Origin of the sequence: Streptomyces chengmaiensis (genome assembly GCF_029846775.1) — a bacterium.
Lineage (GTDB): Bacteria > Actinomycetota > Actinomycetes > Streptomycetales > Streptomycetaceae > Streptomyces > Streptomyces chengmaiensis.
This window is the reverse complement of sequence record NZ_JARWBG010000001.1, coordinates 275,514-297,525: the sequence shown is the minus strand read 5'-3', so window position 1 is coordinate 297,525 and position 22,012 is coordinate 275,514. Positions and strand designations below refer to the sequence as shown.

Here is a 22,012-nt window from a genome sequence, read left to right as displayed (position 1 = left end):
GCACACCACATCGCGAGTGTGGACCGGCGGCGGCCGGGCGTCGACGAGGGCTACGCGCGGTCTGCCGTGTCCGCGGCGTCTGAGGCGTCCGAGGCGAGGCCGGCGAGCGCCTGGGCGAGAACCTCCCGGGTGCGCCGGAACACCCGGGTGCGCCACTCTTCGTCGTCCGCCGGACTGAAGGCCTCACGGATCAGCGTCTTGAGCTCCGACCGTGCCGCGTCCGCGGGTTCCCGGTGCAGATGGAGCCAGTTGTCGGCGCACAGGGCGAGCAGCACCTCCGGGCCCGGGCGGGTGCCGAACTCCAGGGTGACGGCGGTGAGCCGGCGGTCGCGGCCGAGGCCGTCGGCGACCGCCGTCGCCGTGTTGCCGACGATCGGGGTGGAGGAGGAGGTGCCCTTCTCCGACGCGGTGAGCGCGTCGCCGTACCAGCGGCGGGCTCGCTCGTAGGCGCCGGCGTCCCGGCCGCCACGGAAGATCGGTTCGCCGAGGCCGCGTTCGCCGAGACCGGTGTGCAGATCGATATAGCCGATGTGCGCCGCGCCGGATCCGTCGATCTGGTCGGCGATGATCGTCCGGAAGACCCGCTGCGACCAGCAGGGGCCGCGTCCGCCGTAGAACAGGCCGTCGGGATGGCGGTACTGGCCGCGGGTCACGGCCTCCTGGAGCGTCTGCGGGCCGAGCCGGTCGCGGAGTCGGGCCAGTCCCGCTGCCACGCCGTCGGCGCGGAAGGCGTCGCCGTCCTGCGGGGTGAGGGCGGAGTGCACCAGGTCGTACGGGTCGTTGTGCGGCGGGCGGTCGTGGTCCACGAAGTTGCGGTTGAGGTCGATGTTGTCCTCGTTGACGCGCCGCAGATGGGCGAAGCCGTACGGGTTGAGTGCGTGGATCAGCAGCACGCCGGTGCCCTGGGCCGCCGCCGTGCGAGCCACGCCCTCTCCCAGCAGTATCCGCGTCTGGCACGCGGAGCCGCAGAACCCCTCGATCCCGTGTGTGCCCGAGACCGTCACCAGCAGCGTCGCCGGGGCGGCGGGCCCGAGGTACGCGGTGTCGACGCGGAGTTCGCCGCCGTCCGGACCACGGTGCCCGGGCAGCGGAAACGTGCGCAGCCGGGCGCCCGCGGAGTCGGCGGCGTGCACGAACTCCTTGCGTGCCTGGGCGTAGTCGAAGGGAAAGGCGTAGGCCATCGCGGTCTCTCGCTTCCAGGGGCCGTCGGGAGATAAGGGCCTGTCAGACGCGCCCCGAGGGGAGGGGCACGCCCAGGGCGGAGAGGATCGAGTCCGCACCGGCTCGGGTGGGGACGTGCAGCAGGCACAGCACCCTGTCGCCCGGCGCCGCGTTCGCCGCGAAGTACGCGTTCGTCTCGGCCACGTAGCTCATGGGCCGCTCCCGGTACAGGTCCACCGGCCGCCCGATGCCGCGCAGGACGCCTCCCGCCGGGTCGAAGGGCGCGCCGGGGGCGAGCGCGTCGGCGACCTCCGCCGCGAGCCGCGGCGCGCCGGAGGCGTGCCGGCCCCCGAGGTCCGGATACATCGTGATGTCGGGGTGGCCGCTGAAGGCCGCCATCGCGCAGTGCACCACGGGGTTGTACGTCTTGAGCGCGATGATCTCCGGGAACGGGCGGCCGTCGGCCAGCAGCCGGGCGAAGTGGGCGGACCAGCTCTCGCCGAACAGCGAGCCGTGGCGGTACGCGTCTCCCACGAACTGGACCATCACATGCAGGCACCGCCGCCCCGAGGGAAGCTCCGCCCACCGGGAGGTCAGCAGGGAGACGGCGCGGTCCAGCTCGCGGTCCACCCCGACGACGATGTACTCGGCCTCGGTGAGCATGTCGCGCCGGAGGGCGAACAGCTCCCGCATGCGCAGGCCCGGCATGGTCTCCACCAGGCCGTCGACGATCCATGCCCCGGTCCCGGGCGGCAGCTCCCGGCCGGGCGGCAGCGCCAGGACCTCGGCGCTCCCGTGTCCGTCCGGCCGGGATGTCCGGCGGTCGGTCTCCCGCACCGCGCGGCCCCTCAGACGTCCGCCGTGCCGGGCAGCGGTATCTGGGCCTCCGTCTTGCCGAGCACCGTAAGCTGGTGCAGCTCCACGAAGTAGAGCTTCCACAGCCAGTAGATGTGGTTCAGATGCTCGACGACCTTCTTCTCGTCGTCCTCGTCGGAGATCAGCGTGGCCATCACCCGCCACACGAAGTCGTCGTGGTCGTCGTCGAGGTCGGTGTTGACGTGGGCCCGGGCGCCCTTCACATGCTCCTGGCCGAGGACGTTCTCCAGATTGTCCAGCCAGTCCGGCTGCGTACGGGTGGTCACGTACTCGACGAAGTACACGCTGGTGATCAGTGCGAGCGGGCTGTCCTCGAACTCCATGCCGTACTGGAGGTAGCCGGTGAGGAGCTTGGTGGACAGCAGCGGCTCCGTGGAGTAGATCTCCTCCTTGCTCACGCCGACCTTTGCGAGGTCGGCGGCGAACAGCCGGTCGTGCAGCATCTCGTCGTCGGTGTAGTGCGCCCATGCCTTCGCCTGGACGGGGTCCGTCTTGGTGAAGTACTTGATGGCGAGGGCGTCTACGGTCCGCTTGCGGCGCAGGCGCAGGATCGTCTCGATGTTGTGCCGCTTGTAGTACTCGAGGTTCAGCTCGGCCGCGTCCTTCTGGTGCCGGGCGAAGGGCACGGTCTCGTAGAAGTCCTTGATGAAGGAGTCGAGGATGGCGTCGACTCGTCGGCGCAGGTCGGGGCTGGTCGTCATGGGCTTGCTTCCCTCCTGGTGCAACCGATGGCTCATGGCTCGGGGCGCGTGGCCCGCGCATGCGGGCGACGCTCGTGCGGGGCGTGGCTCGTGCGGGACGAGGCGCGTGCGTGCGTGCGGGACGGGGCGAGGCTCGTGCATGCGGGTGACGGGGCGTGCGCGGGTGACGTGTGGGACGGGGCGTGCGCGGGTGACGCGGCTGCGCGCGCCGTTCGGCGGCCTCGGTGAGGCCGCCGCAGCGTCGGGCGGCGTCAGTGGCATCCGCAGCCGGCGCTGGAGACCCGCTGCATCCGGCCCCGCCGCACCGCCTTGCGGGCGCCCAGCACCGGGGTGCCGTCCGACGTCAGCAGCGAGCTGCGCCGGCAGAGGAAGGCGAGGGCGAACCGTGTGGTCGGGGTGATCCCCAGCCCCAGGTTCACTGTCCCGGCAGGACCGCCGTACACCTCGTTGGGGCCGCAGTTCGCCGGGATGGCCTCCGTGGTGGCGTTGATGCCGAAACCCAGTTCCCAGATGACGCGGTAGCGCGGATCGTCGTCGAGGAGCCGCTGCAGCGCCTCGGCGGCGGGCCGGCCCCCGGAGGTCTGCGGGGTGATCCGCTCGACGGCGCCGGCGGCCACCCGGAGGGTCACGGGGTGGGAGACGACGGCGGACAGCGCCTCGAAGAGCTTCTGCTGGTCGGCGGCGTCCGCGGGGTCGGCGTGGCGGTGCACGATCGGCCATCCGTGCAGTGTCAGCTCGCCGTTCAGCCCGAGGAGCCGTGCATCGGGCCGGAAGGCGGTGATCTCGTTGGCCGTGACACTGAGCTTGCCAGGCGGGAAGATCTGCTGCTCGCCCGGCTCCAGGGGCCCGGCCTGCTGGTTCCAGACGCACTCGCCCGCGGTGTGGTCGAACTCCGCCTCGCTGCCGCTGGAGTCGTCGACGATCGTCAGCCGCTCGCTCGTCGCGACCCGCTCGAAGAAGTCGTCGGCCGTACGCTCCTGGAGGCCGATGGCGGTCTCGGCGGCGGACCGCAGGTAGTACTGCATATGCCCGACGGTCAGCGGGGTGGACCCGGCCGGCAGGACGGCCAGCTTGCGCTTGCCGAGCTGCTCCGGTGACGGGGAGTCCAGGAACCGGCCGGGGCAGACGGCCAGCACATGTGCGTCCGGCGGCACGCTCCGGGCGAGCAGTTCACCCAGGCTCCGTCCGGCGGGCAGTGTCAGCATCAGGCCGTCGGAGTAGCCGGAGCGCCCTCCCGCCGCGGTGTCCAGGGCGAAGGCGCCGCTGCCGTCCTCACTCGTGATCAGACAGAAGGTCCCGGCCGGTTCACCGAACTGGCCAAAGGAGGACGCGGTGAGTTCCAGCGGCGACGGCACGACAGCACTCCCTCAGACTCGACTCGTACTCGACCCGCTCATGCGACACATGGCGGGAACCCCGCGGCAGGGCTTGTGCAGCGCCCTGCCGCGGGTCGGTGCTCAGCCCACTCAGCCGAGCAGCGTGCCCAGGTAGTTGCGGTTCTTCTGAACCTTGATCTTCTTCATGCCCTTCACCTCCTGTCGGCAGCGGTTTCTGTGCTCACCCCGACGGCGGTTCACTGACCCTCAGCCGCTTGGCCAGCGGTGACGACCCGCTCTGCCGTGGGGCGGTCCGGGTGTCCGATCAGCGCGAGTCCACTGCTGCTCAGGACACGCGTGTCGGGCGAGATGATGTCCAGGTGGTACTGGGTGTACGGGGTGAGGCCGAGGCCGTAGTGCAGACAGCCCTCCGTGCCTCCGTACACCTCGTTCATGGCGTGGTTTCCGGGCAGGATGTCCAGCGAGGTGTTCAGCGCGTGGCCGATCTCCCAGACGATGCGGTAGCGGGAGTCGACGGCGAACATGTGCTCCAGCATCTCCACGGCCGGTGCTGCCCCCGCGTCCAGCGCCTCGAGGGCGGTGATCCTGCCGTCCACGACGACGGCCTTGATCGCGTTGTCCTTCATCGTCCAGAGCCGGGAGTGCACACGGGCCTGGTCGGCGCGGGAGAACGACGGGGTCCCGTTGTGCAGGATCGGGTAGCCGCGGAGGGTGATCTCCCCTTCGAGCGGGAGCTTGAGCGCCTCGTCGAACTCCCGGATCTCGACGGGCAGTACGCTCACCTCGCCGGACGGCACGATCTGCTGGTCGCCCCAGTCCAGCGGGCCGGCCTGCTGGTTCCACACCAGGCCGTCGCGCAGATGGTCGAGTACCGCGCGGGTGCCGTGCACGGGATCGACGTACACGAGGTGGTCGGACTCCTCCGCGATCTCGAAGAACGTATCGCAGAAAGCTTCTTGCTCGGTTGCCGAGGTCCGTTCCATCACCCCGAGGAAATGCCGGATCTCTTCGAGTGACGTGGGCGTCGAATTGCACGCCATCCCCATGATTTTCCGCTGCCCGACAAGTGCCGGGTCGGGCGATTCGAAGAACCGGTACGGAGATATGACCAGAACGTGCGAGGGCTCCGGGATGCTCTTCTCGAGCAGGTCCTCGAAACGGTCTCCGGTGCCCATGGGAATCGTGAGGAAGCGCTCGTAGGAGGCGGTCTTCACCACCTCGATCCCGTCGACCAGTTCGGGATTGGTGACCAGACAGAATGTACTGCCAGTGGCCTCGCCGAACTGGCTGAAGCGTCCGGGGTCGATGGAAATCTGTACCGACATGTTCACTCCCGTCATGGCCTTCACGGCCGGGCCTCGCCGTGGGAATCACTGTGGCTTCCGGGAGTTGTTCCGCACCATAGGACGATGGTCCCCTCGGGGAAGTCTGGGCCCATGGACTCAGATTCCCCGGTGAAGGACGGGGGAGGAGCGGCGACGGAGCGACGCGACGGCCCGGCGCATGGCAGTAATTCGTGGTTGCCGGTCGGTCTTGCCACTGTTGTGCCCGCGATCTCCATCGCAGAGTGACCGTATGGCGAGCAGTGATACGTCCACCACGTCGGGAGACGCAGGAGATGCGACACAGAGCACCGGGGCGGCCCACGCCGGGGTGAAGCAGGTCTGGCGCGAGGCGCCGACCGCCGTCAAGTCCCTGCTTGTCGGCACGGCCGTGAACAGACTCGGCGGGTTCGTCCAGGTCTTCATGGTGCTGTACATGACGCAGCGCGGCTTCACCGCGGCGCAGGCCGGCGGCGCGCTGGGCGTGTACGGCGCCGGGACGGTCCTGGGCGTGCTCACCGGCGGCTGGATGTCGGACCGGATCGGCCCGCGGCTGACCATCATGTCGACCCTGGTGACCTCGGCGCTGCTGCTGCCCACCGTGCTCTACCTGGACGGCTATCCGGCCATCCTCGCGGTCATCGGCGTCGGCGGGGCGCTGAGCCAGGCGTACCGGCCGGCGTCCACCAGCATGATCAGCCAGCTCGTTCCCGCGGAACGCCAGGTCATGATCTTCGCCATGGTGCGGCTGGCGATCAATCTGGGCACCACGGCGGCTCCGCTCCTGGGCGCGGCGCTGGTCCAGGTGTCCTGGGACTTCCTCTTCTGGGGCGAGTCCCTCGCCATCCTGGTGTTCGCGGCCGTGGCGGCCGCCACCCTGCCCCGCGGACACCGCTCCGGCGAGGACCCGCGAGCCGACCCGGCCGACGGGCCGGAAGGCGGCGCGGAAGGCGGTGCGGACGGCGGGGCCGCGAGCCGGGACGGAGCGGCGAGGGCGCGCAAGGCCAGCTATCTGACCGTGCTGGCGGACCGCCGCTATCTGCTGTTCCTGCTGGCGATGTTCGCCAGCTCCATGATCTACATCCAGTATGTGTCGACCCTGCCCCTGGCGGTCCGCCACCTGGGGATGAGCACGACGGTGTACGCCGTCCTGGTCGCGCTGAACGGCTTTCTCGTCATCACCTGCGAACTGCTCGTGGCGAAGGTGGTGCAGCGCTGGCCGGCCCGGATCGCGGTGGTCGCGGGCGTGGCGCTGACCGGCGTCGGAATGAGTCTGTACGCCCTGCCTCTGGGCCTGGCGGCACTGGTGATCGCCACACTGGTCTGGTCGCTCGGCGAGATCGTCGGCTATCCCACCCTCTTCTTCGCCTACCCCGCCCAGGCGGGCCCGCCCGAGCTGCGCGGACGCTATCTGGGCGCGTCCAACTCGCTGTACGGGCTCGGCACAGCGCTGGGCCCCTTCGTCGGCGTCATGCTCTGGAACCGCTTCGGGGAGGGGCTGTGGCTGGGGTGCGGGGCCGTGGGCCTGCTCGCGGTGGCCGCCGCCTGGTTCGGCGTCCGCCCCCTTGAACCAGCCGGCTCCAAGGGCCCCGCGGACTCCACGGCCAAGGGGCCGACGGAGGCGTCGGCCGAGACATGAGACGGCATCACGCATCACATCACCGGTCGGCAGGCGCCCGTACGGGTACACACGAACGTTCCGAGTGCCGGCACCACCAGAAGGGAACCGCCATGCAGCGCCATGTGATCCTCGTCGACCCCTACTCCGGTGCGGCCGAGTATGCGAAGGCCTTCCGGGAGCGGGGCATCGAGCCCGTCGCCGTGCTGAGCACGCCGGGCCCCCTGGACTCCTACCGGCGCACCTGGGCGCCGGACGGCTTCCTCCGCACCCATTTCTTCGACGGCGACTTCGGCGATCTCGTGGCGACGGTGAAGAGCTATGACCCCGTCGCCGTCGTTCCGGGCAACGAGTCCGCGGTCATGCTGGTGGACCGGCTGGTCGCGGAGCTGATGCCGGGCTCGGGCAATGTGCTCGAACTGTCCGAGGCGCGCCGGGACAAGTGGCCCATGGCCCGGGCCGTGGCGGAGGCGGGCATCCCGCATCTGCGGCAGATCGCCACCGCCGACCCCCGGGAGGTCGCGGCATGGATCACCGACTCCGGACTTGAGGGGCGTCCGCTGGTGCTCAAGCCCCGGCGCAGCGGAGGCACCGACGATGTGCACAAGGTCGCCGCGGGGGAGGACTGGCGGCCGTACTTCGACCGCCTCCTCGGCTCCGTCAACCGTTTCGACATCCGCAACGACACGGTGCTGGTGCAGGAGTTCGCAGAGGGGGCGGAGTACATCGTCGACACCTACTCGGTCGACGGCGCGTTCGGAGTGGTCTCCGTCTCCCGCTACAGCAAGTCGGCGAAGAACGACCGCATCGGGATCTACGACGCTCTGGACTACCTCTCGCCGCAGGACCCCGTCGCCCGGGAACTGGCCGCGTACACACGCAGGGTGGCCGAAGCCGTCGGCGTGCGCAACGGCTCCACCCACACCGAGATCGTGCTCACGGACGAAGGGCCGCGGCTGATCGAGATCGCCGCCAGGCTGGCCGGCAGCTGTCTTCAGTACTCCGCGCGGCTGGCCACGGGCGACTCCCAGATCGACCGCACCGTCCGGCACTGCCTGGACGGCGCTTTCACCCCTGGGTACGACATCCTCCGGCCGGTCCGGGTGGTGTGGCTGTCCAGCCCTCGGGCGGGGACCCTGCGCAACGCCGAGGCTCTGAGGGCGGCTGAGGGGCTGGAGACCTTCCACCGGCTCGGCACCCCGTACGCCTCGGGCGATCCGGTGCCCTGCACGGAGGATCTGTTCACCAGTCTCGGGTGGGTGATCCTGGGCGGGCGCAGCCAGGAGGCCGTCGACGCCGACACGGCCCGGGTGAAGGAGATCGAGGCGCAGCTGATCGTCGAGCCGTAGGCCGTGCCATAGGCCGTAGGTCCTTGACGGCCGCATAGGACATCAGTCCTATGTCGGGGACGAAGCACCTTCAACTAGAGTCAATCCTCAGTCCGCCGCGGAATCACGCATAAACGCATGAACGCACGCACAACACGCGTAACACGCGGCCTCGGACCCGACAACCGCACCTTGATCGAATCTGTTGTTCCTGGTGGGATCGCTGAGTCCAACTGCGAGAGCGAGGGCAGACGGTGGAGCCGGTTGCGTTACTGGGCGGCAACACGCCAGACCACGAGAAGGTCATCGGCTGGCAGGCACCACCGCTGAAGTTCGGCGTCGGCGCCACCCGGGAGATCGGCTATGAGCTGACCCGGGCCGGCATCCGCTCCGTGCTGCTGGTGACCGACCCCTCGCTGGCCGCTCTGGGACTCCCCTCCCAGGTGGCCAAGTCGGTCGAGCAGGAGGGCGTCTCGGTATCCGTCTTCGACCGGTCCGCCGTCGAGCCCACGGACGCGAGCTGCGCGGAGGCGGCCGCGGAACTGTCCTCCCTCGACGTCGACGGCTACATCGGCCTGGGCGGCGGCAGTTCGATCGACACGGCCAAGATGCTGAATCTCCTGCTCAGCCATCCCGGCCGCGCCGTGCGGGACTATCTGAACGCGCCGGTGGGCGCCGGAGCTCCCATACCGGGTCCGCTGAAGCCGCTGGTCGCGGTGCCCACCACGGCCGGCAGCGGCAGCGAGTGCACCGCCATGGTGGCGCTGGGCGTCAGCGGTCTGCGGGTGAAGACCGGGATCAGCGACAGACGGCTGCTCCCCTCCCTGGCCGTCGTCGACCCCGCCAACACGCTCACGCTCCCCCCGGCCGTGACCGCCTCTTCGGGGTACGACGTCCTCACCCACGCCTGTGAGTCCTACACGGCGCGTGCCTACGACCGCCGTCCGCCGTATCCCGCGCCGGCGGACCGCCCGCTGTACGTCGGGGCCAACCCGATCAGCGACATCTGGGCGGAACAGGCGCTGCGGCTGGTCGGCCGCCACCTCAGACGCGCCGTGCTCAATCCCTACGACCTCGAGGCGCGCACGGGGATGAGCCAGGCGGCCTGCTTCGCCGGGATGGGCTTCGGCAACGCCGGCACCCATATTCCGCATGCCTGCGCCTATCCGATCGCCGGTCTGGTCCGCGACTACCGGCCGGACGGCTATCCGGCCGGTCATGCGCTGGTCCCGCACGGCGCCGCCGTCGTGGCCACCGCTGCCGCCGCATTCGAGTTCACCTATCCGACGTCTCCGGAACGGCATTTGCGCGCAGCGGAGTTGCTGGGTGCGAATCTCAACGGCATCACGGCGGCCAATGGCGCGGATGTGCTGCCCGCCACCCTGCTGAGCATTGTGGCGGACACCGGAGGGCCTACGGGCCTGTCCCGCTTCGGTTACTCGCGCAGGGATCTCCCGGCGCTCGTCGAGGGCGCGCTCAAACAGCAGCGGCTGCTGGTGTGCTGCCCCAGAGACGTCGCAGCCCGCGATCTGGAGCGGATTCTGACCGATTCCATGACTGGCTGAGCAGCGCGCGTTGAGATTGGCTGAGCACTCAGCCCTGACTCCCCCAGGTCAGGCATCAAGGAGGCTGATGCCCTCGTGAGCGAATCCGATGCACCGGAAACAGTAGACACCTCGGACACCCAAGACATTCGAGATTCACCAGATTCACCAGAAGCACCAGATTCACGAGGCACACGGGACGCGCGAGGCACACGGGACGCGCGAGATCCTCGGCAAGTGCCGGCAGCGCCTGAGCATTTGGCTTTCATCGACGGCAGGAGAGTCCCGGCCGAGGAGTGGATCGACGTCCGTGATCCGGCCGACGCCCGGGTCATCGCCCGGGTGCCGCGGTGCGGCGCGCCGCATATGGATGAGGCGGTGCGGGCCGCCCGGTCCGCGTACGAGAGCGCCTGGCGTTTCACCGCACCCGCCGAACGGTCCCTCGTCTGCCGCCGGATCGCCGAAGGGCTGCGGGCCGAACGCGCCGGACTGGCCGCGCTGGAGACCCGCGACACCGGAAAGCCGATCAGCCAGTCGCTGACCGATGTCGACGTCGCCGCACGCTACTTCGACTTCTACGCCGGCGCAGTGGAGGCGCTCAGCGGAGAAACGTTCCTGCCCGACGGAGGGCTGCTGGCCTTCACCCTCCGCGAACCGTATGGGGTGTGCGGTCACATCATCCCGTGGAACTACCCCCTGCAGGTGGCGGCCAGAACCCTCGCGCCGGCCCTCGCCGCCGGCAACTGCTGTGTGCTCAAGCCGGCCGAGGACGCGCCGCTGACGGCGCTCCGACTCGCCGGGATCGCGCTCGCCGCCGGCCTTCCGGCAGGGGTGCTCAACGTTGTTCCGGGGTACGGGGAGGAGGCCGGCGCCGCGCTCACCGCCCATCCGGACGTGGACCATCTGGCCTTCACCGGGTCGCGGGAGGTCGGCGAGGCCGTCATGACCGCGGCGGCGCGGAACATCGTGCCGGTGACCCTCGAACTCGGCGGCAAGTCCCCGCACATCGTGCTGCCGGACTTCGACGCCGGGCGCGCGGTGCCGCTGATCGTCGGCTCGATCACCGAACACGCCGGGCAGAACTGCTCGGCGGGCAGCCGGCTGCTGGTCCACGAGTCGGTGCACGACGAGCTGGTGGAGGCACTCGCCAAGGCTTTCGACGCCCTGCGGATCGGCCCCGGGAGCGGCGACCCCGATCTGGGCCCCCTGATCTCCGCGAAGCAGCGGGACCGGGTGCTCGGATATCTGGACGAGGCGCGGCGCACCTGTGCCCTGGTCACCGGCGGCGGTGCGCCCGAGGGCCGGGAGTACGCCGACGGCTTCTATGTGGAGCCCACTATTCTCGACCGGGTGACCCCCGCGCACCGGGTTTTCAACGAAGAGATATTCGGCCCCGTTCTGTGCATATCGTCCTTTGGCTCCCTCGAAGAAGCGGTGGAACTCGCGGAACACACGACATACGGCCTCAGCGCCGGTGTCTGGACCTCCGACGTGGGTGCGGCCCACTGGCTGGCCCGGCGGCTGCGAGTGGGCCAGGTCTTCATCAACAACTACAGCGCGGCCGGCGGGGTGGAGCTGCCGTTCGGCGGCTACAAGAATTCCGGCATAGGGGTGGAAAAAGGATTCGAGGCGCTGCGGGAATACACGCGGTGCAAGACGGTCGCGCTCCATACAGAACCTCGTCATTCAACGAGCTCGCCGTTAGTCGAGGGGGAATCGACCCGATGAAGCGTGCTGAAACGAGGCAGGTCGCCGAGCTCGGCGGCCGGGGTTTCTGTCAGTTGTGCGGCGGAGCCAAGCAGCCCGCCGCGGCCTTTGCCGAGAACGTCGAACGCATCAATATGGCGCTGAGTGCGGTGCAGAGCGCCCTGGACGCCCAGGAGCGGATGATCGAGTGCCTGCTGGGCGACACTGTCGTCGTCCCCGCTTCGGCGGCTCCGCCGGCAGGCGCGTCGACAAGGGCCGCGCGGCCCGCGGACGTCGCGCCGAACGCGACGCCTGACGTCGCCCCTGACGTCACGCCCGGCCTCGCGGCCGAGCAGGGCCCCGCCGCCGGACAGAGCCGGCCGCCGGCGCCGGTGCTCGACTCGGGGTGCCGGCAGGCGCTCGCCCTCCTCACACCGCGCGAGCGAGAGGTGCTCGTTCTGGTGGCGCAGGGAAAATCCAACCGTCAAGTCGCCAACTCTCTCGGTATATCAGAGAAGACCGTGAAGAATCACCTGTCCGCACTCTTCTCGAAGATTGGCGCTGCCGACCGGACGCAGGCCGTGGTATTCGGCATCCGCGGCGGAGTCGTCGCGATAAGCGACGGACCGGGCATCGTACTCCCGTTCAGCGCACCCGAAGAGCGAGCCGAACCACCAGGACCTTCTGCATGAGGCATGTCTTTAGTGTGCGGGAGCCGGTGGCCGATGGACAGTGGATGGACTGTCGCCGGACAGCGAATCCCTGCCATATTGGGCCCCATGCTGAAGAACGTAGCCGCCGTGCTGCTCGACAACGTCCATCCCTTCGAGCTCGGCGTCGTGTGCGAAGTGTTCGGCATCGACCGCCGGGCCGAGGGCCTGCCCGCCTACGATTTCGTACTCGTCGCAGCGGAGTCCTCGTCGGTGCGCGCCGTCCCCGGCTTCACCATCAGCACACCGCACGGCCTCGACCGATTAGCGGAAGCCGACCTCATCACCATTCCGGTGGGAGACGACTTCCACACCCGGGACTTTCCCCCCGAGCTTCTGGAGGCCTTGCGCCAGGCCGTGGCAAGGGGGGCCCGGGTGCTCAGCGTCTGCGTCGGCGCCTTCGTCCTCGGCGCGGCGGGCCTGCTCGACGGCCGCCGCTGCACCACCCACTGGCGGTACGCCGACGCGCTCGCGGAGCGCTACCCCAAGGCATGCGTCGAACCGAGCGTGCTGTACGTCGACGAGGATCCGATCATCACCTCGGCCGGCACCTCCGCGGGCATCGACGCCTGCCTCCACCTCGTGCGCAAACTTCAGGGCAGCGAGGTCACCAACGCCATCGCACGCCGCATGGTCGTGCCCCCGCATCGGGACGGCGACCAGTCCCAGTACATCGAGCGGCCGGTGGCCGAGTACCGCGAGGACGGCATCCGTGACGTCATCGCCTGGATGGAACGCAACCTCGACCGGGAGCTGACGGTGGAACTGCTCTCCGCCCGCGCGTGCATGTCGCCGCGGACCTTCGCCCGCCGCTTCCGGATGGAGACGGGCACCACGCCCTACCGCTGGCTGCTGGGCCAGCGGGTGCTCAGCGCCCAGCGGCTCCTGGAGAACACGGACGAGACCGTGGAGACCGTCGCGGCCCGGACCGGCTTCCCCAACGCGGCCGCCCTGCGCCACCAGTTCGTGCGCTCGCTCAGCACGACCCCCAACGCCTACCGGCGTGCGTTCCGGGGACCCTCCCGCACCTGACACGGGGTGCGGTCGCCACCCACGGCGCGTGCCGCGCCGCCCACAGGAGGACATGCATGTTACGCATCGCGGTCATCGGCGCCACCGGAGCCGTCGGCAGGGAGTGCCTGACCCTGCTCGACGGCGGGATCGTGCCGGCAGCCCGGGTGGCGCCGGCCGCGTCGGCGCGGAGCGCCGGGCGCGACCTGGCATCCGAGTGGGGGCTGTCACTGCCGCTGGCCCCCCTGACCGCCGTCGAGGACGTCGATCCGGACGCCGTGGACGTGGCGGTGCTGTGCGCGGGCGCGGAGGTGAGCAGGCGCGAGGCGGAGCGGCTGGCGGCGGCCGGCGTGCTGGTCGTCGACAACAGCTCCGCGTTCCGGATGCGGCCCGACGTCCCTCTCGTCGTGCCGCAGGTGAACCCCGGGGCCCTGGCGGACCGCCCGGCGTGCAACCTGGTGTCAAACCCCAACTGCTCTACCATCCAGCTGGTCCGCGCGCTGCATCCGCTGCATGAACTCGCAGGCCTCGAAAGCGTCGTGGTGGCGACGTACCAGGCCGCCTCCGGCGGCGGCCTGCGCGGACTGGAAGAGCTGGCCCAGGGCTCGTCGCGCCTGCTCTCCGCCCCCGGCGCGCCCCCGGAGGAGGCCGGCGGCCGCTTCGGACAGCCGCTGCCCTTCAACCTCGTACCCGAGATCGGCCTCCAGGACGAGACCGGGCTCAGCCACGAGGAGCGCAAACTCGTGCGCGAGCCGCGCAAGATACTCGGCCTGCCGGGCCTGCGGGTCGCCGCGACGGCGGTCCGCGTCCCGGTCTTCCACTGCCACTCCGAAGCAGTCCACGTCAGGCTGCGCCGACCGGTCACCGCGGAAGCGGTCGAGGACGCGCTGGCCGCGACGCCGGGCCTGCGGGCCTACCGCCGCTCTCACAGCCCCTCGTACCCCATGCCCCGCTCGGTCTTCGCCCGCTCCGAGGACCGGGCCCTGGTCCACGTCGGCCGGATACGGGTCGAGCCCGAGGACCCGACGGCCGTGGCCCTGTGGGTCGTGGCCGACAACCTCCGGGTGGGCGCGGCGCTGAACGCGCTGCAGATCGTCGAACTCGCCGCCAAGCAGGGATGGCTGAGTTGACCGCGCGGCCTCCCCTGGTGATGAAGTTCGGCGGATCGGCGTTCACGGAGCTGAAGGGGTTCACCCGGGTGGCCCGGTACGCGGCGCGACGCCGCGCGGACGGGGAACGCCCGCTGATCGTCGTCGTCAGCGCGATGTCCGGAACCACCGGCAGGCTGCGCCGGCTCCTCGACTCGCTGGCCCCCGACCCGCCCGCGGACGCCGCCGCCATGCTGCTGACCAGCGGGGAGACGGTCAGCGTCGCCCTCCTCGCCGCGGCGCTCGACGCCGAGGGCGTAGCCGCCCGTCCGCTGTCGGCGGCGGAGACCGGTCTGCTCGCCGACCGGCTGTCCGACCGGGCGCATCTGCACCGCGCCGACCCCGGGCCGCTGCGCTCCGCCCTGTACGGCTCCGACGGCGACGGCTGCCGGGTCGTCGTCGTACCGGGCGGGCAGGCCGCCGACCCGGCCGGACGCACCGTCATGCTCGGCCGCAACAGCTCGGACCTCTCGGCGGTCGCCCTCGCGGGCGCGCTGGACGCCGCCGTGTGCGAGCTCTACTCCGACGTGCCCGGGGTGTGCACCGCCGACCCGTATCTGGTGCCGGGTGCACGGACCCTCGACCGGATCGGCTACGCGGGCCTGCGGCGGATGTCCCGCCATGGCGCGAAGGTCGTCCACGACAGCGCCGTCGACTGGGCCGAACGCACGGGCGTCCGGCTCCACTGCCGCCCCTTCCCCTGGGCCGCGGCCCAGGGCGGCGGCACCCTCGTGGGCCCGGGAGGCCCGTCCGCGGCAGCCGTGATCGTGCACCAGACGGACGAGGTCTGGCGCTTCCGCACCCCCTCCGAGCGCAGCCGCGCGGCCGACGCACTCCACACCCGCGACGTGCGGACGACGGCGGTCGACACCAGAAGCGGCGCATATCTGGTGACGCCGCGCGAACCCGGCGCACCGCAGGGGCCTCTTGCAGCGGCCCGGCTCCACGACGACCTGTGCCTGATCACTGCCCTCGGCGAGGACGGCGCGGCCGACCACCTCCTCGTCCGCCGTACCGACGCGGAGCGGGAGGCCCGCCGCTGCCACGATGTGCTCCACCCTCCGGGGAGCCGCCCCTCGACGGGCACCCCGCCCGGCCCAAAGTCCCGCTCCCCTCACAGCTCCGTCCTGGTCGCCGACCCGGCCGCGTCGCCGCTGCCGCCCGACGCCTGAAGTGACGTCCCGGTCGGACCGGTTCGGTGTCAGCGGCATATGGTTGGCTTCCGCGCATGGAAGAACATGTGTTCGCCGAGTACCGGGCGGCGATCGAGAGCCTCGCCGACGCCGACGCCGACGCCGACGCCGACGCCGACGCCGACGCCGACGCCCCTGACGCCGACACCGCCGACGCCCCTGACGGCGGCGCACGGCGCGCTCAGCGGCGGCAGGACGCGGTGGACGCCCTCTGCGGACTGCTCCGCCGCCCGGGGCCGGACCGGCGCACGCGTCAGGAGGCGCTTCGCAGACTGGCCGATCGTCTGCGCCCACGGCCCGAAGGCCCGCCGGACGCCGCTGACGGCCCCGCCGGCGCGTTCTGGGAGGGCATGGACGTCGACCTGTCCGGCGCCGACCTGTCCGGCGCGGACTTCAGCGGCTGCCACTTCGGTGAAGGATGCTTCCACGACGCCTGGTTCCAGGGGCCCACCGCCTTCGCAGGGGCCCGGTTCAGCGGGGACGCCCTCTTCCAGCGTGCACTGTTCTCGGGCGACGCCCGGTTCACGGACGTCCGCTTCCTCTCAAACGCCGCCTTCGGACGCACCCGGTTCCATGGGAGCGCCGACTTCTCCCGGGCCCGGTTCGCGGAGATCGCCTGGTTCGGCCATGGCGAGGACGCGCTCTGGGAGGACGACTTCCCGGAGGACGCGGCCTTGGACGAACCCCGGCCGGACCGGCGCGGGATGGGGCCCGACTCCTGGAACGAGCCGAACGAGGACGATCCGCACTGGCCCCGTGCCGTGCTGGTGGGCGACTACCAGAGCTGGGAGGAAGGCGGCGACGGGACGCGCTTCAACGGTCCCGCCTTCTTCCGGGACGCTCGGTTCGAGGGGCCGTCCTGGTTCTGGAAGGCCCGCTTCGGCGCGGACGCCTTCTTCACCGGGGCCCGGTTCGGCGACCGCGTTCATCTGGTCCAGCCCACGGTCGACCTCACCGGCAGCCGGGCGGCCGCAGACACGGACGAGGACAAGGAAGGGGACCCGTACGACGAGGAACTCCGCGCATGGCCGCTCGGCTGGACCCTCGGACCGGCCCGTGGCGGTGAACGGCACGTGGTGCCGGACGAGTCCGTCCTTCCCTACTCCCGCCAGCTGGCCCACCCGGACCCCGGGGTCCGGCTCGAAGGGCTGTCCCTCCTGGGGGAGTTGGGGGACGTAGACCCCGCCCTCCGGCAATCGGCGGTCACCGCGGTGTGCGCCTATCTGCGTACGCCCCTCGGGTTCGCCGTCGACGCCCGGGCCGTCGACCCGGCAGCCGGTCACACGGAGGAACTGGAGGTGCGCCGCAGCGCCCAGCACCTGCTCGCCGGGCGGCTGCGGGCATGGGAGGGCATGGTGCTCGCGCTCTCCGGCGCCACGCTCATCGACTTCGACCTCACCGGCTGCCATGTGGCGTACGGCGACTTCACCGCCGCCCAGTTCCACGGCCGGACGCGTTTCGACCGCTGTCGGTTCACGGAAGGCGCGCACTTCTCCCTCCCCGTGGGCGGCGGACTGGCCTCTTTCCACGGTGACGTCTCGGTCGACGGGGCCGCGATGGACGGACGCCGGTACGGGGGCGGCTTCGAGACCGCCCGGTTTCACGCCGACGTGACAGGTACGCCCGCGGCACACCGGAGCTGACGGGACGGGGCGTACGGGCCGGACACTCCCGGCACGGACTCAACTCTGCCCCTCCGCCAGGGCGTGCGCCCGCGCGGAACCGCTCGCCGGCGGAGATCACCTCGATCGCGCAGGCCAGGGGCCTCCGGCAACGCCTTCGTCGCGACGCGATGCTGCGTCAGACACGTGATTCCCCTACCCTTTATGCCTTCGGGCAGCATCGGCAGGCTGAGGGGGGACCGATGCCCGGGGGGAAGTGTCATGGCGGGGGTGCCGTGTGACGGCTGCCTTCATCAATCGTGACCGGCAGCTGGCTGTGCTTGACGGGTTGCTCGCGGAGACCGCGCGGGGGCAGGGGCGGATCGCCTCCATCGCCGGTCCCGCCGGGGTGGGAAAGTCCACGCTCTTACGCGAGCTGGAGCGGCGGGCCGCCGCAGCTGCGGGCCGCCGTCGCTGCCGGGTGGTGCGCGTCCCCTGCTATGGCGAGATCGGAGAGGTCAACGCCTACGGTCCGTTTCTGGAACTGCTCAGGCTGCTCCAGCGGGTTCGGCGCGTCCGCGGGCGCAGAGGCGCCCGTGCGCTCCTGCGGGAGGCCCCCGATCTGCTGGCGCTCGTCCCGGGCATCGGCCGCATCCTGCAAGCCGGGGCCGCGGTCACCAAGGCGGCGTTCGACGCCGGGGGCGACCCGGAAGCCCTGCCGTTGGCGGGGTCCGTCCGGCAGGCCGTCTGCGAAGCGGTGCTGCAGTTGGCCCACAAGCGGCACCCGCTGGTCGTGGCCATCGACGACGCACACTGCATCGACGTCAGCTCGACTCTCGTCCTGCGCAGTCTGACCCGCCAGCTCCACGAGCACGCCCTCAGCTTCGTGGTGGCCTACCGGGCGGAAGAGGTCGGCCGCGGACACGCCCTTGTGAAGGTCCTCGCCGACGCCGAGACCGCCGGGCGGCACACGTCCCTGCCCTTGGACGGCTTCTCCCGGCAGACGGTTTCGGACTATCTGTCCCGGCGGCTGCAGTGGCCGGGCCACGACGCCGCGGTCGACGGGCTGTTACGGCTCACCGGCGGCCACCCGATCTTCCTCGACCAGTACCTCACCCTGCTGGAGGAACGCTCCGCACTCGGCGTTCTGGCGACGCTGCGGTCGTCGAACGCCACGGAGCTGGTCCTTTCCCCGGGGACTCCATCCGGCAGCCCGTCCTCACTGCCCGCCACGGTGGAGAGCGTCCTGCATGAACGCACCAAGGACATCGACCCCGAGACCCGGTTGCTGCTGACGATCGGCGCGACCCAGGGCGAGCAGTTCATGTCGGCGGTCGTCCAGAAGCTGTCGGGACGGCGCCGGGACGAGGTACTGGACCGGCTCTACCGGGTACACCGGGACTACGGCGTCATCCGGCCGACGGCCGCGCCGCCCTGGGTGACGGCGAGCGGCTCGGACTACTACGCGTTCGAGCACGCTCTGCTCCGGCTGGCGTTCTACGAACTGCAGAGTCCCCAGACCAAGCGGGACCGCCATGCCGCCATCGGGGCGGTTCTCGACGACATGAGGTCCCGCGTTCCCGGAGTACCACAGGAGTTCGTTCTAGACATTTGTCACCACTACCACCTGGGGCGGAAACCGATGACTGCGGCACAGCACGCTCTGCGCAGCGCTCGTGATCTGGCCACGCGAAGCTCGTCGTTCAGCGAGGCCGCCAGCCTCTGCCGGCGGGCCCTGGAAGAGATCCGGTCCGTGGCCCCGCAGTCGGGAGAGGCGGACCGCCTCCGTGTCGAAGCCATCGAACTGCTGCTGGTCGTCACCGCCCTGCGCTGGCGCGGACGGCCGGACCTGCAGCGGCGCAGCGGGTTGGTGCTGGCAGAGCTCGCCTCCGAGGCGAGCGCCGCCGCCGAACGCACCGGAGATCCCGCCCTGCGCGCCCGCGCCCTCTTCCTGGAGGGCAAGACCCTGCTGCGCACCTCCGGCGTGGATGAAGCGCTGCCACGCCTGCGGCAGGCCGTCGGGCTCGCCCAGACGGGCTGTGACGTCGTCACCCGGTTCATCGTCACCGCCGAGTACGGCCACCAGCTGGCCAAACAGGACCTGCGGGCCGGGCTGGACCTGCTGCGCCGCGCCGAAGCGCTGTACGACGACAGCCCCGAGCTCTCCGCGAGCGAGGACCCGACGGTCGCTCACATACTCGACGAGGCCCGTATGCAGCTGGGCATCAACAGCTTTGACGTCGGAGACTTCCAGGACGCCACGCGTCGCATCAACGCCTGCGTGAGCGGCCTGCGGGCCCGGGACAGATGTGCCGAGCTGGCGGGGGCGCTCAACTACCGGGCGCAGATCGAACTGGCCCTCGGCGAGCTGCCCCAGGCGGTCGCCTCGCTGCGTGAGGCCATCGCCTGCGAGGAGAGCCGGGACGAGGAGCGGACCGGCTGGTTCGCGTGGAATCTGGGACTGCTCGGTCGCACCCTCGCCCAGCAGGGCGAGCTGGAGGAAGCGCGGCGGCTGGCCGACGCCGCGTGGGCCGACGCCCAGCGCCTCTGGCTGATCAACATCGTCCCGATCGTGCGCATCTTCCACGCGGAGGTGTCGATGCGGCTCCTGCCCGACGCAGCCGCGTGGGACAGCGCCGACGCCATGCTGCGAGCGGCCCTGGAGGATGCTCGCAGCGGTGGCCTGCCGCGCAGTCAGGTCAACGCGTTGTCCCTGCTCGCCCGGTTGCGCCGCTACCACGGAGAGCCGTCGCAGGCCCTCACGCTGAGCACGTCCGCGGTGGAGATCGTGGAGCGCTGCGGCCCGTTGTCCACCGTCCGCAGTGAGGAGATCCTCTTTCACCATGCGTGGATTCTGCATGCCGGCGGTGACGCCGACGCCGCCCGCCGCTGGCTGGACCGTGCCTGGGAGGAGGTCCGGCGGAAATCCGCCTCGATCGCCCAGGAACCCGCGCGCCGGAGATTCCTCGAATCAGTTCAGCTGAATCAGAACATTACGCTCGCGCGCCGCTTCGGTTTCAGTCGTCTCAGTGGATACGGCTGGTGACCTTCGGAGCAGCGTCCGCCGAAGCTCATTCGATTTCTCTGACATGTGCGGACTTCGCCTTCTTGGCCCGGGAGTTCCCGGCGGCCATCATAAGGGAAGGGAACCTGTCGAACTTCTGGCCTCGATCGACTCGATCGATCCGTGTATTGCCGCGCATATCCGGACCAGGGAGGCTGTCGGTGCGACTGCATGAGCTGGAGAGGCGGCTTGCGGAGGCAGTGCGCTCTCATGAGAGCGGCAATGCCCAGGCCCTGCCGGATGCGATGCACAGCCTTGCCGAACCCGAGGTGCCGCACACACTCGTCCATAACTTGCGTGCCGCTCCGGAACGCCTTTCGTCCGCAGCCGAACGATCGTATCTCCATGCCAACGGATTCACGAAGATCGTTCTTCTGGCGGGGGAGTCATATAAATTGCGCCTTCATCTCTGGTGGCCGGATGCCACGCCTGGCGGCCGCCACGTCGAAGACATTCACGATCACCGCTGGGACTTCGCGTCCTGTCTGCTGGCCGGTTCCTACAGGTACCAGGAGTTCCATGCCGGCTCCGTCGCCTCCGGCGCCTCGGCGGAGACGTATCACGCGTACACCTACCGGTCACCCGGAGGCGGCTCGTCCTTTCCGCTCACATCGCTGGGCCGCCGGAGGCTGCGCTGCGTCTTCGACGCCACGCTCACGGCTGGCACGTCCTATGTGCTGCGGGCCGAGGTGCCGCATCGCGTGATCAGCGACCCCGGACGGTTCACGGCGAGCCTGATGCTGCAGTGCACGGCTCGCCGTTCACGGACCTACGTCTACTCGACTCGCGATCTGGGGTCCGGAGTCCACGTTCCGATCACCCGGCTCACCCCTGACGACCTCGACGGGCAGCTATGCAGCTACCTGGCACACACCGGAGGGGCCCCTGATGTCAGATCTTGAGCAGCTGTCCACCGTCGACAGCGATGATCTCTCCGCAGATGAAGGTGGTGCGGACGAGGAACGTGACCGCCTCTGCTACCTCCTCAACCGTGCCCAGCCTTCCCAGGGGCGTGGTGTCGACCGACCACTGGACCAGATCCTCGCCGGCCGACCGCGTCAGCTCCGTGTCGATGTTCCCGGGAGCCACCGCGTTGACCAGGACTCCCTGAGGTCCGAGCTCGGCGGCCATGGCCCGCGTCACCGTGTTCACACCGGCCTTGGCAGCCGTGTACGAGAGCACCGGAGCAGCGCCGTTGAACGAGTACGTCGTGGTGATGTTGACGATGCGGCCCCAACCGGATTCCACCATCGGAGGAGAGAAGGCTCGCATCCCATGAATGACCGATTCCAGATCCACGGCAAGCGTCCGTCGGATCTCCTCCGGTTCCTGAACGTCCCACTCTCCCGGACGCAGGATCGTGCCCGCATTGTTGACCAGAATCGCAGCGGGGCCGAGATCGCGCTCCACCTCCGTGCGCAATTCGGTGAAACCGTCGGGTTCAGCGGCTTCCAACTGGTACGCAAAGGACTTGCGGCCCAGTGAACGAATCTGCTCCACGACCTCTTCGGCCGACTGACGCCGCTCCCGGTAGGTCACTGCGATGTCGCATCCGAGACCGGCCAGAGCCACGGCTACGGCACGGCCGATTCCACGTGAACTTCCGGTGACGACGGCCACCTTGCCATCGATGTATTCCAACGGCCAACCCTCCCAGAGTTCTTCATGTCGGAGCGGCTCAAGATACTCCGTCCACACGGCCCGCGGGGACG

The 22,012-nt window shown here is 70.2% G+C and carries 17 protein-coding genes; 11 read left to right on the top strand and 6 right to left on the bottom strand.

Features of this window, described 5'->3' with window-relative positions:
- Positions 1–50 precede the first annotated feature (50 nt).
- The 5 genes from QCN29_RS01295 to QCN29_RS01275 form a co-directional block, all read right to left on the bottom strand.
- Complete coding sequence (locus tag QCN29_RS01295; RefSeq protein ID WP_279925564.1) at positions 51–1,181, bottom strand: M14 family metallopeptidase; 1,131 nt, start codon at positions 1,179–1,181, stop codon at positions 51–53.
- Positions 1,182–1,224: 43 nt separating this feature from the next.
- Positions 1,225–1,998 (bottom strand): hypothetical protein, encoded by a 774-nt coding sequence (locus tag QCN29_RS01290; RefSeq protein WP_279925562.1) that lies wholly within the window; start codon positions 1,996–1,998, stop codon positions 1,225–1,227.
- An 11-nt stretch (positions 1,999–2,009) separates the two neighbouring features.
- Complete coding sequence (locus QCN29_RS01285; RefSeq protein ID WP_240134974.1) at positions 2,010–2,738, bottom strand: hypothetical protein; 729 nt, start codon at positions 2,736–2,738, stop codon at positions 2,010–2,012.
- A gap of 251 nt (positions 2,739–2,989) precedes the next feature.
- On the bottom strand, positions 2,990–4,093 hold the full coding sequence (locus tag QCN29_RS01280) for a hypothetical protein (protein WP_279925561.1): 1,104 nt from the start codon (positions 4,091–4,093) through the stop codon (positions 2,990–2,992).
- A gap of 218 nt (positions 4,094–4,311) precedes the next feature.
- Entirely contained in the window at positions 4,312–5,400 is a 1,089-nt protein-coding gene (locus tag QCN29_RS01275) for a hypothetical protein (protein WP_279925560.1), read from the bottom strand.
- Positions 5,401–5,650: 250 nt separating this feature from the next.
- Between QCN29_RS01275 and QCN29_RS01270 the strand changes: the two genes are divergently transcribed.
- The 11 genes from QCN29_RS01270 to QCN29_RS01220 all read left to right on the top strand — a co-directional run bounded on the left by QCN29_RS01270 (position 5,651) and on the right by QCN29_RS01220 (position 21,202).
- The gene (locus QCN29_RS01270) at positions 5,651–7,036 is read left to right on the top strand and encodes an MFS transporter (protein ID WP_279925559.1); all 1,386 of its coding nucleotides are present in this window, start codon (positions 5,651–5,653) and stop codon (positions 7,034–7,036) included.
- A gap of 92 nt (positions 7,037–7,128) precedes the next feature.
- A complete protein-coding gene (locus tag QCN29_RS01265; protein ID WP_279925558.1) occupies positions 7,129–8,364 on the top strand; it encodes an ATP-grasp domain-containing protein in 1,236 nt (411 codons plus the stop codon).
- A gap of 233 nt (positions 8,365–8,597) precedes the next feature.
- The gene (locus tag QCN29_RS01260; RefSeq protein WP_279925557.1) at positions 8,598–9,908 is read left to right on the top strand and encodes a hydroxyacid-oxoacid transhydrogenase; all 1,311 of its coding nucleotides are present in this window, start codon (positions 8,598–8,600) and stop codon (positions 9,906–9,908) included.
- 216 nt (positions 9,909–10,124) lie between these two features.
- Positions 10,125–11,615, top strand: a complete 1,491-nt coding sequence (locus QCN29_RS01255) for an aldehyde dehydrogenase family protein (protein WP_279925556.1) — start codon at positions 10,125–10,127, stop codon at positions 11,613–11,615.
- Positions 11,616–11,668: 53 nt separating this feature from the next.
- Complete coding sequence (locus tag QCN29_RS01250; RefSeq protein WP_279925555.1) at positions 11,669–12,265, top strand: response regulator transcription factor; 597 nt, start codon at positions 11,669–11,671, stop codon at positions 12,263–12,265.
- 87 nt (positions 12,266–12,352) lie between these two features.
- Entirely contained in the window at positions 12,353–13,315 is a 963-nt protein-coding gene (locus tag QCN29_RS01245) for a GlxA family transcriptional regulator (protein ID WP_240134982.1), read from the top strand.
- A gap of 56 nt (positions 13,316–13,371) precedes the next feature.
- Complete coding sequence (locus QCN29_RS01240; protein ID WP_279925554.1) at positions 13,372–14,424, top strand: aspartate-semialdehyde dehydrogenase; 1,053 nt, start codon at positions 13,372–13,374, stop codon at positions 14,422–14,424.
- On the top strand, positions 14,412–15,614 hold the full coding sequence (locus QCN29_RS01235; protein WP_279925552.1) for an amino acid kinase family protein: 1,203 nt from the start codon (positions 14,412–14,414) through the stop codon (positions 15,612–15,614). The genes QCN29_RS01240 and QCN29_RS01235 overlap by 13 nt, the downstream gene beginning before the upstream one ends.
- Positions 15,615–15,670: 56 nt before the next feature.
- Complete coding sequence (locus tag QCN29_RS01230) at positions 15,671–17,278, top strand: pentapeptide repeat-containing protein (protein WP_279925551.1); 1,608 nt, start codon at positions 15,671–15,673, stop codon at positions 17,276–17,278.
- Positions 17,279–17,534: 256 nt separating this feature from the next.
- Entirely contained in the window at positions 17,535–20,282 is a 2,748-nt protein-coding gene (locus QCN29_RS01225; protein WP_279925550.1) for an ATP-binding protein, read from the top strand.
- 179 nt (positions 20,283–20,461) lie between these two features.
- Complete coding sequence (locus QCN29_RS01220; RefSeq protein WP_279925548.1) at positions 20,462–21,202, top strand: hypothetical protein; 741 nt, start codon at positions 20,462–20,464, stop codon at positions 21,200–21,202.
- Here QCN29_RS01220 and QCN29_RS01215 read toward each other — a convergent pair.
- Positions 21,192–21,920 carry an SDR family NAD(P)-dependent oxidoreductase gene (locus tag QCN29_RS01215; RefSeq protein WP_279925547.1) on the bottom strand — a complete coding sequence of 243 codons (729 nt, stop codon included), beginning with the start codon at positions 21,918–21,920 and terminating at the stop codon, positions 21,192–21,194. The two genes, QCN29_RS01220 and QCN29_RS01215, sit on opposite strands and share 11 nt — an antisense overlap.
- Between the last annotated feature and the right edge of the window lie 92 nt (positions 21,921–22,012).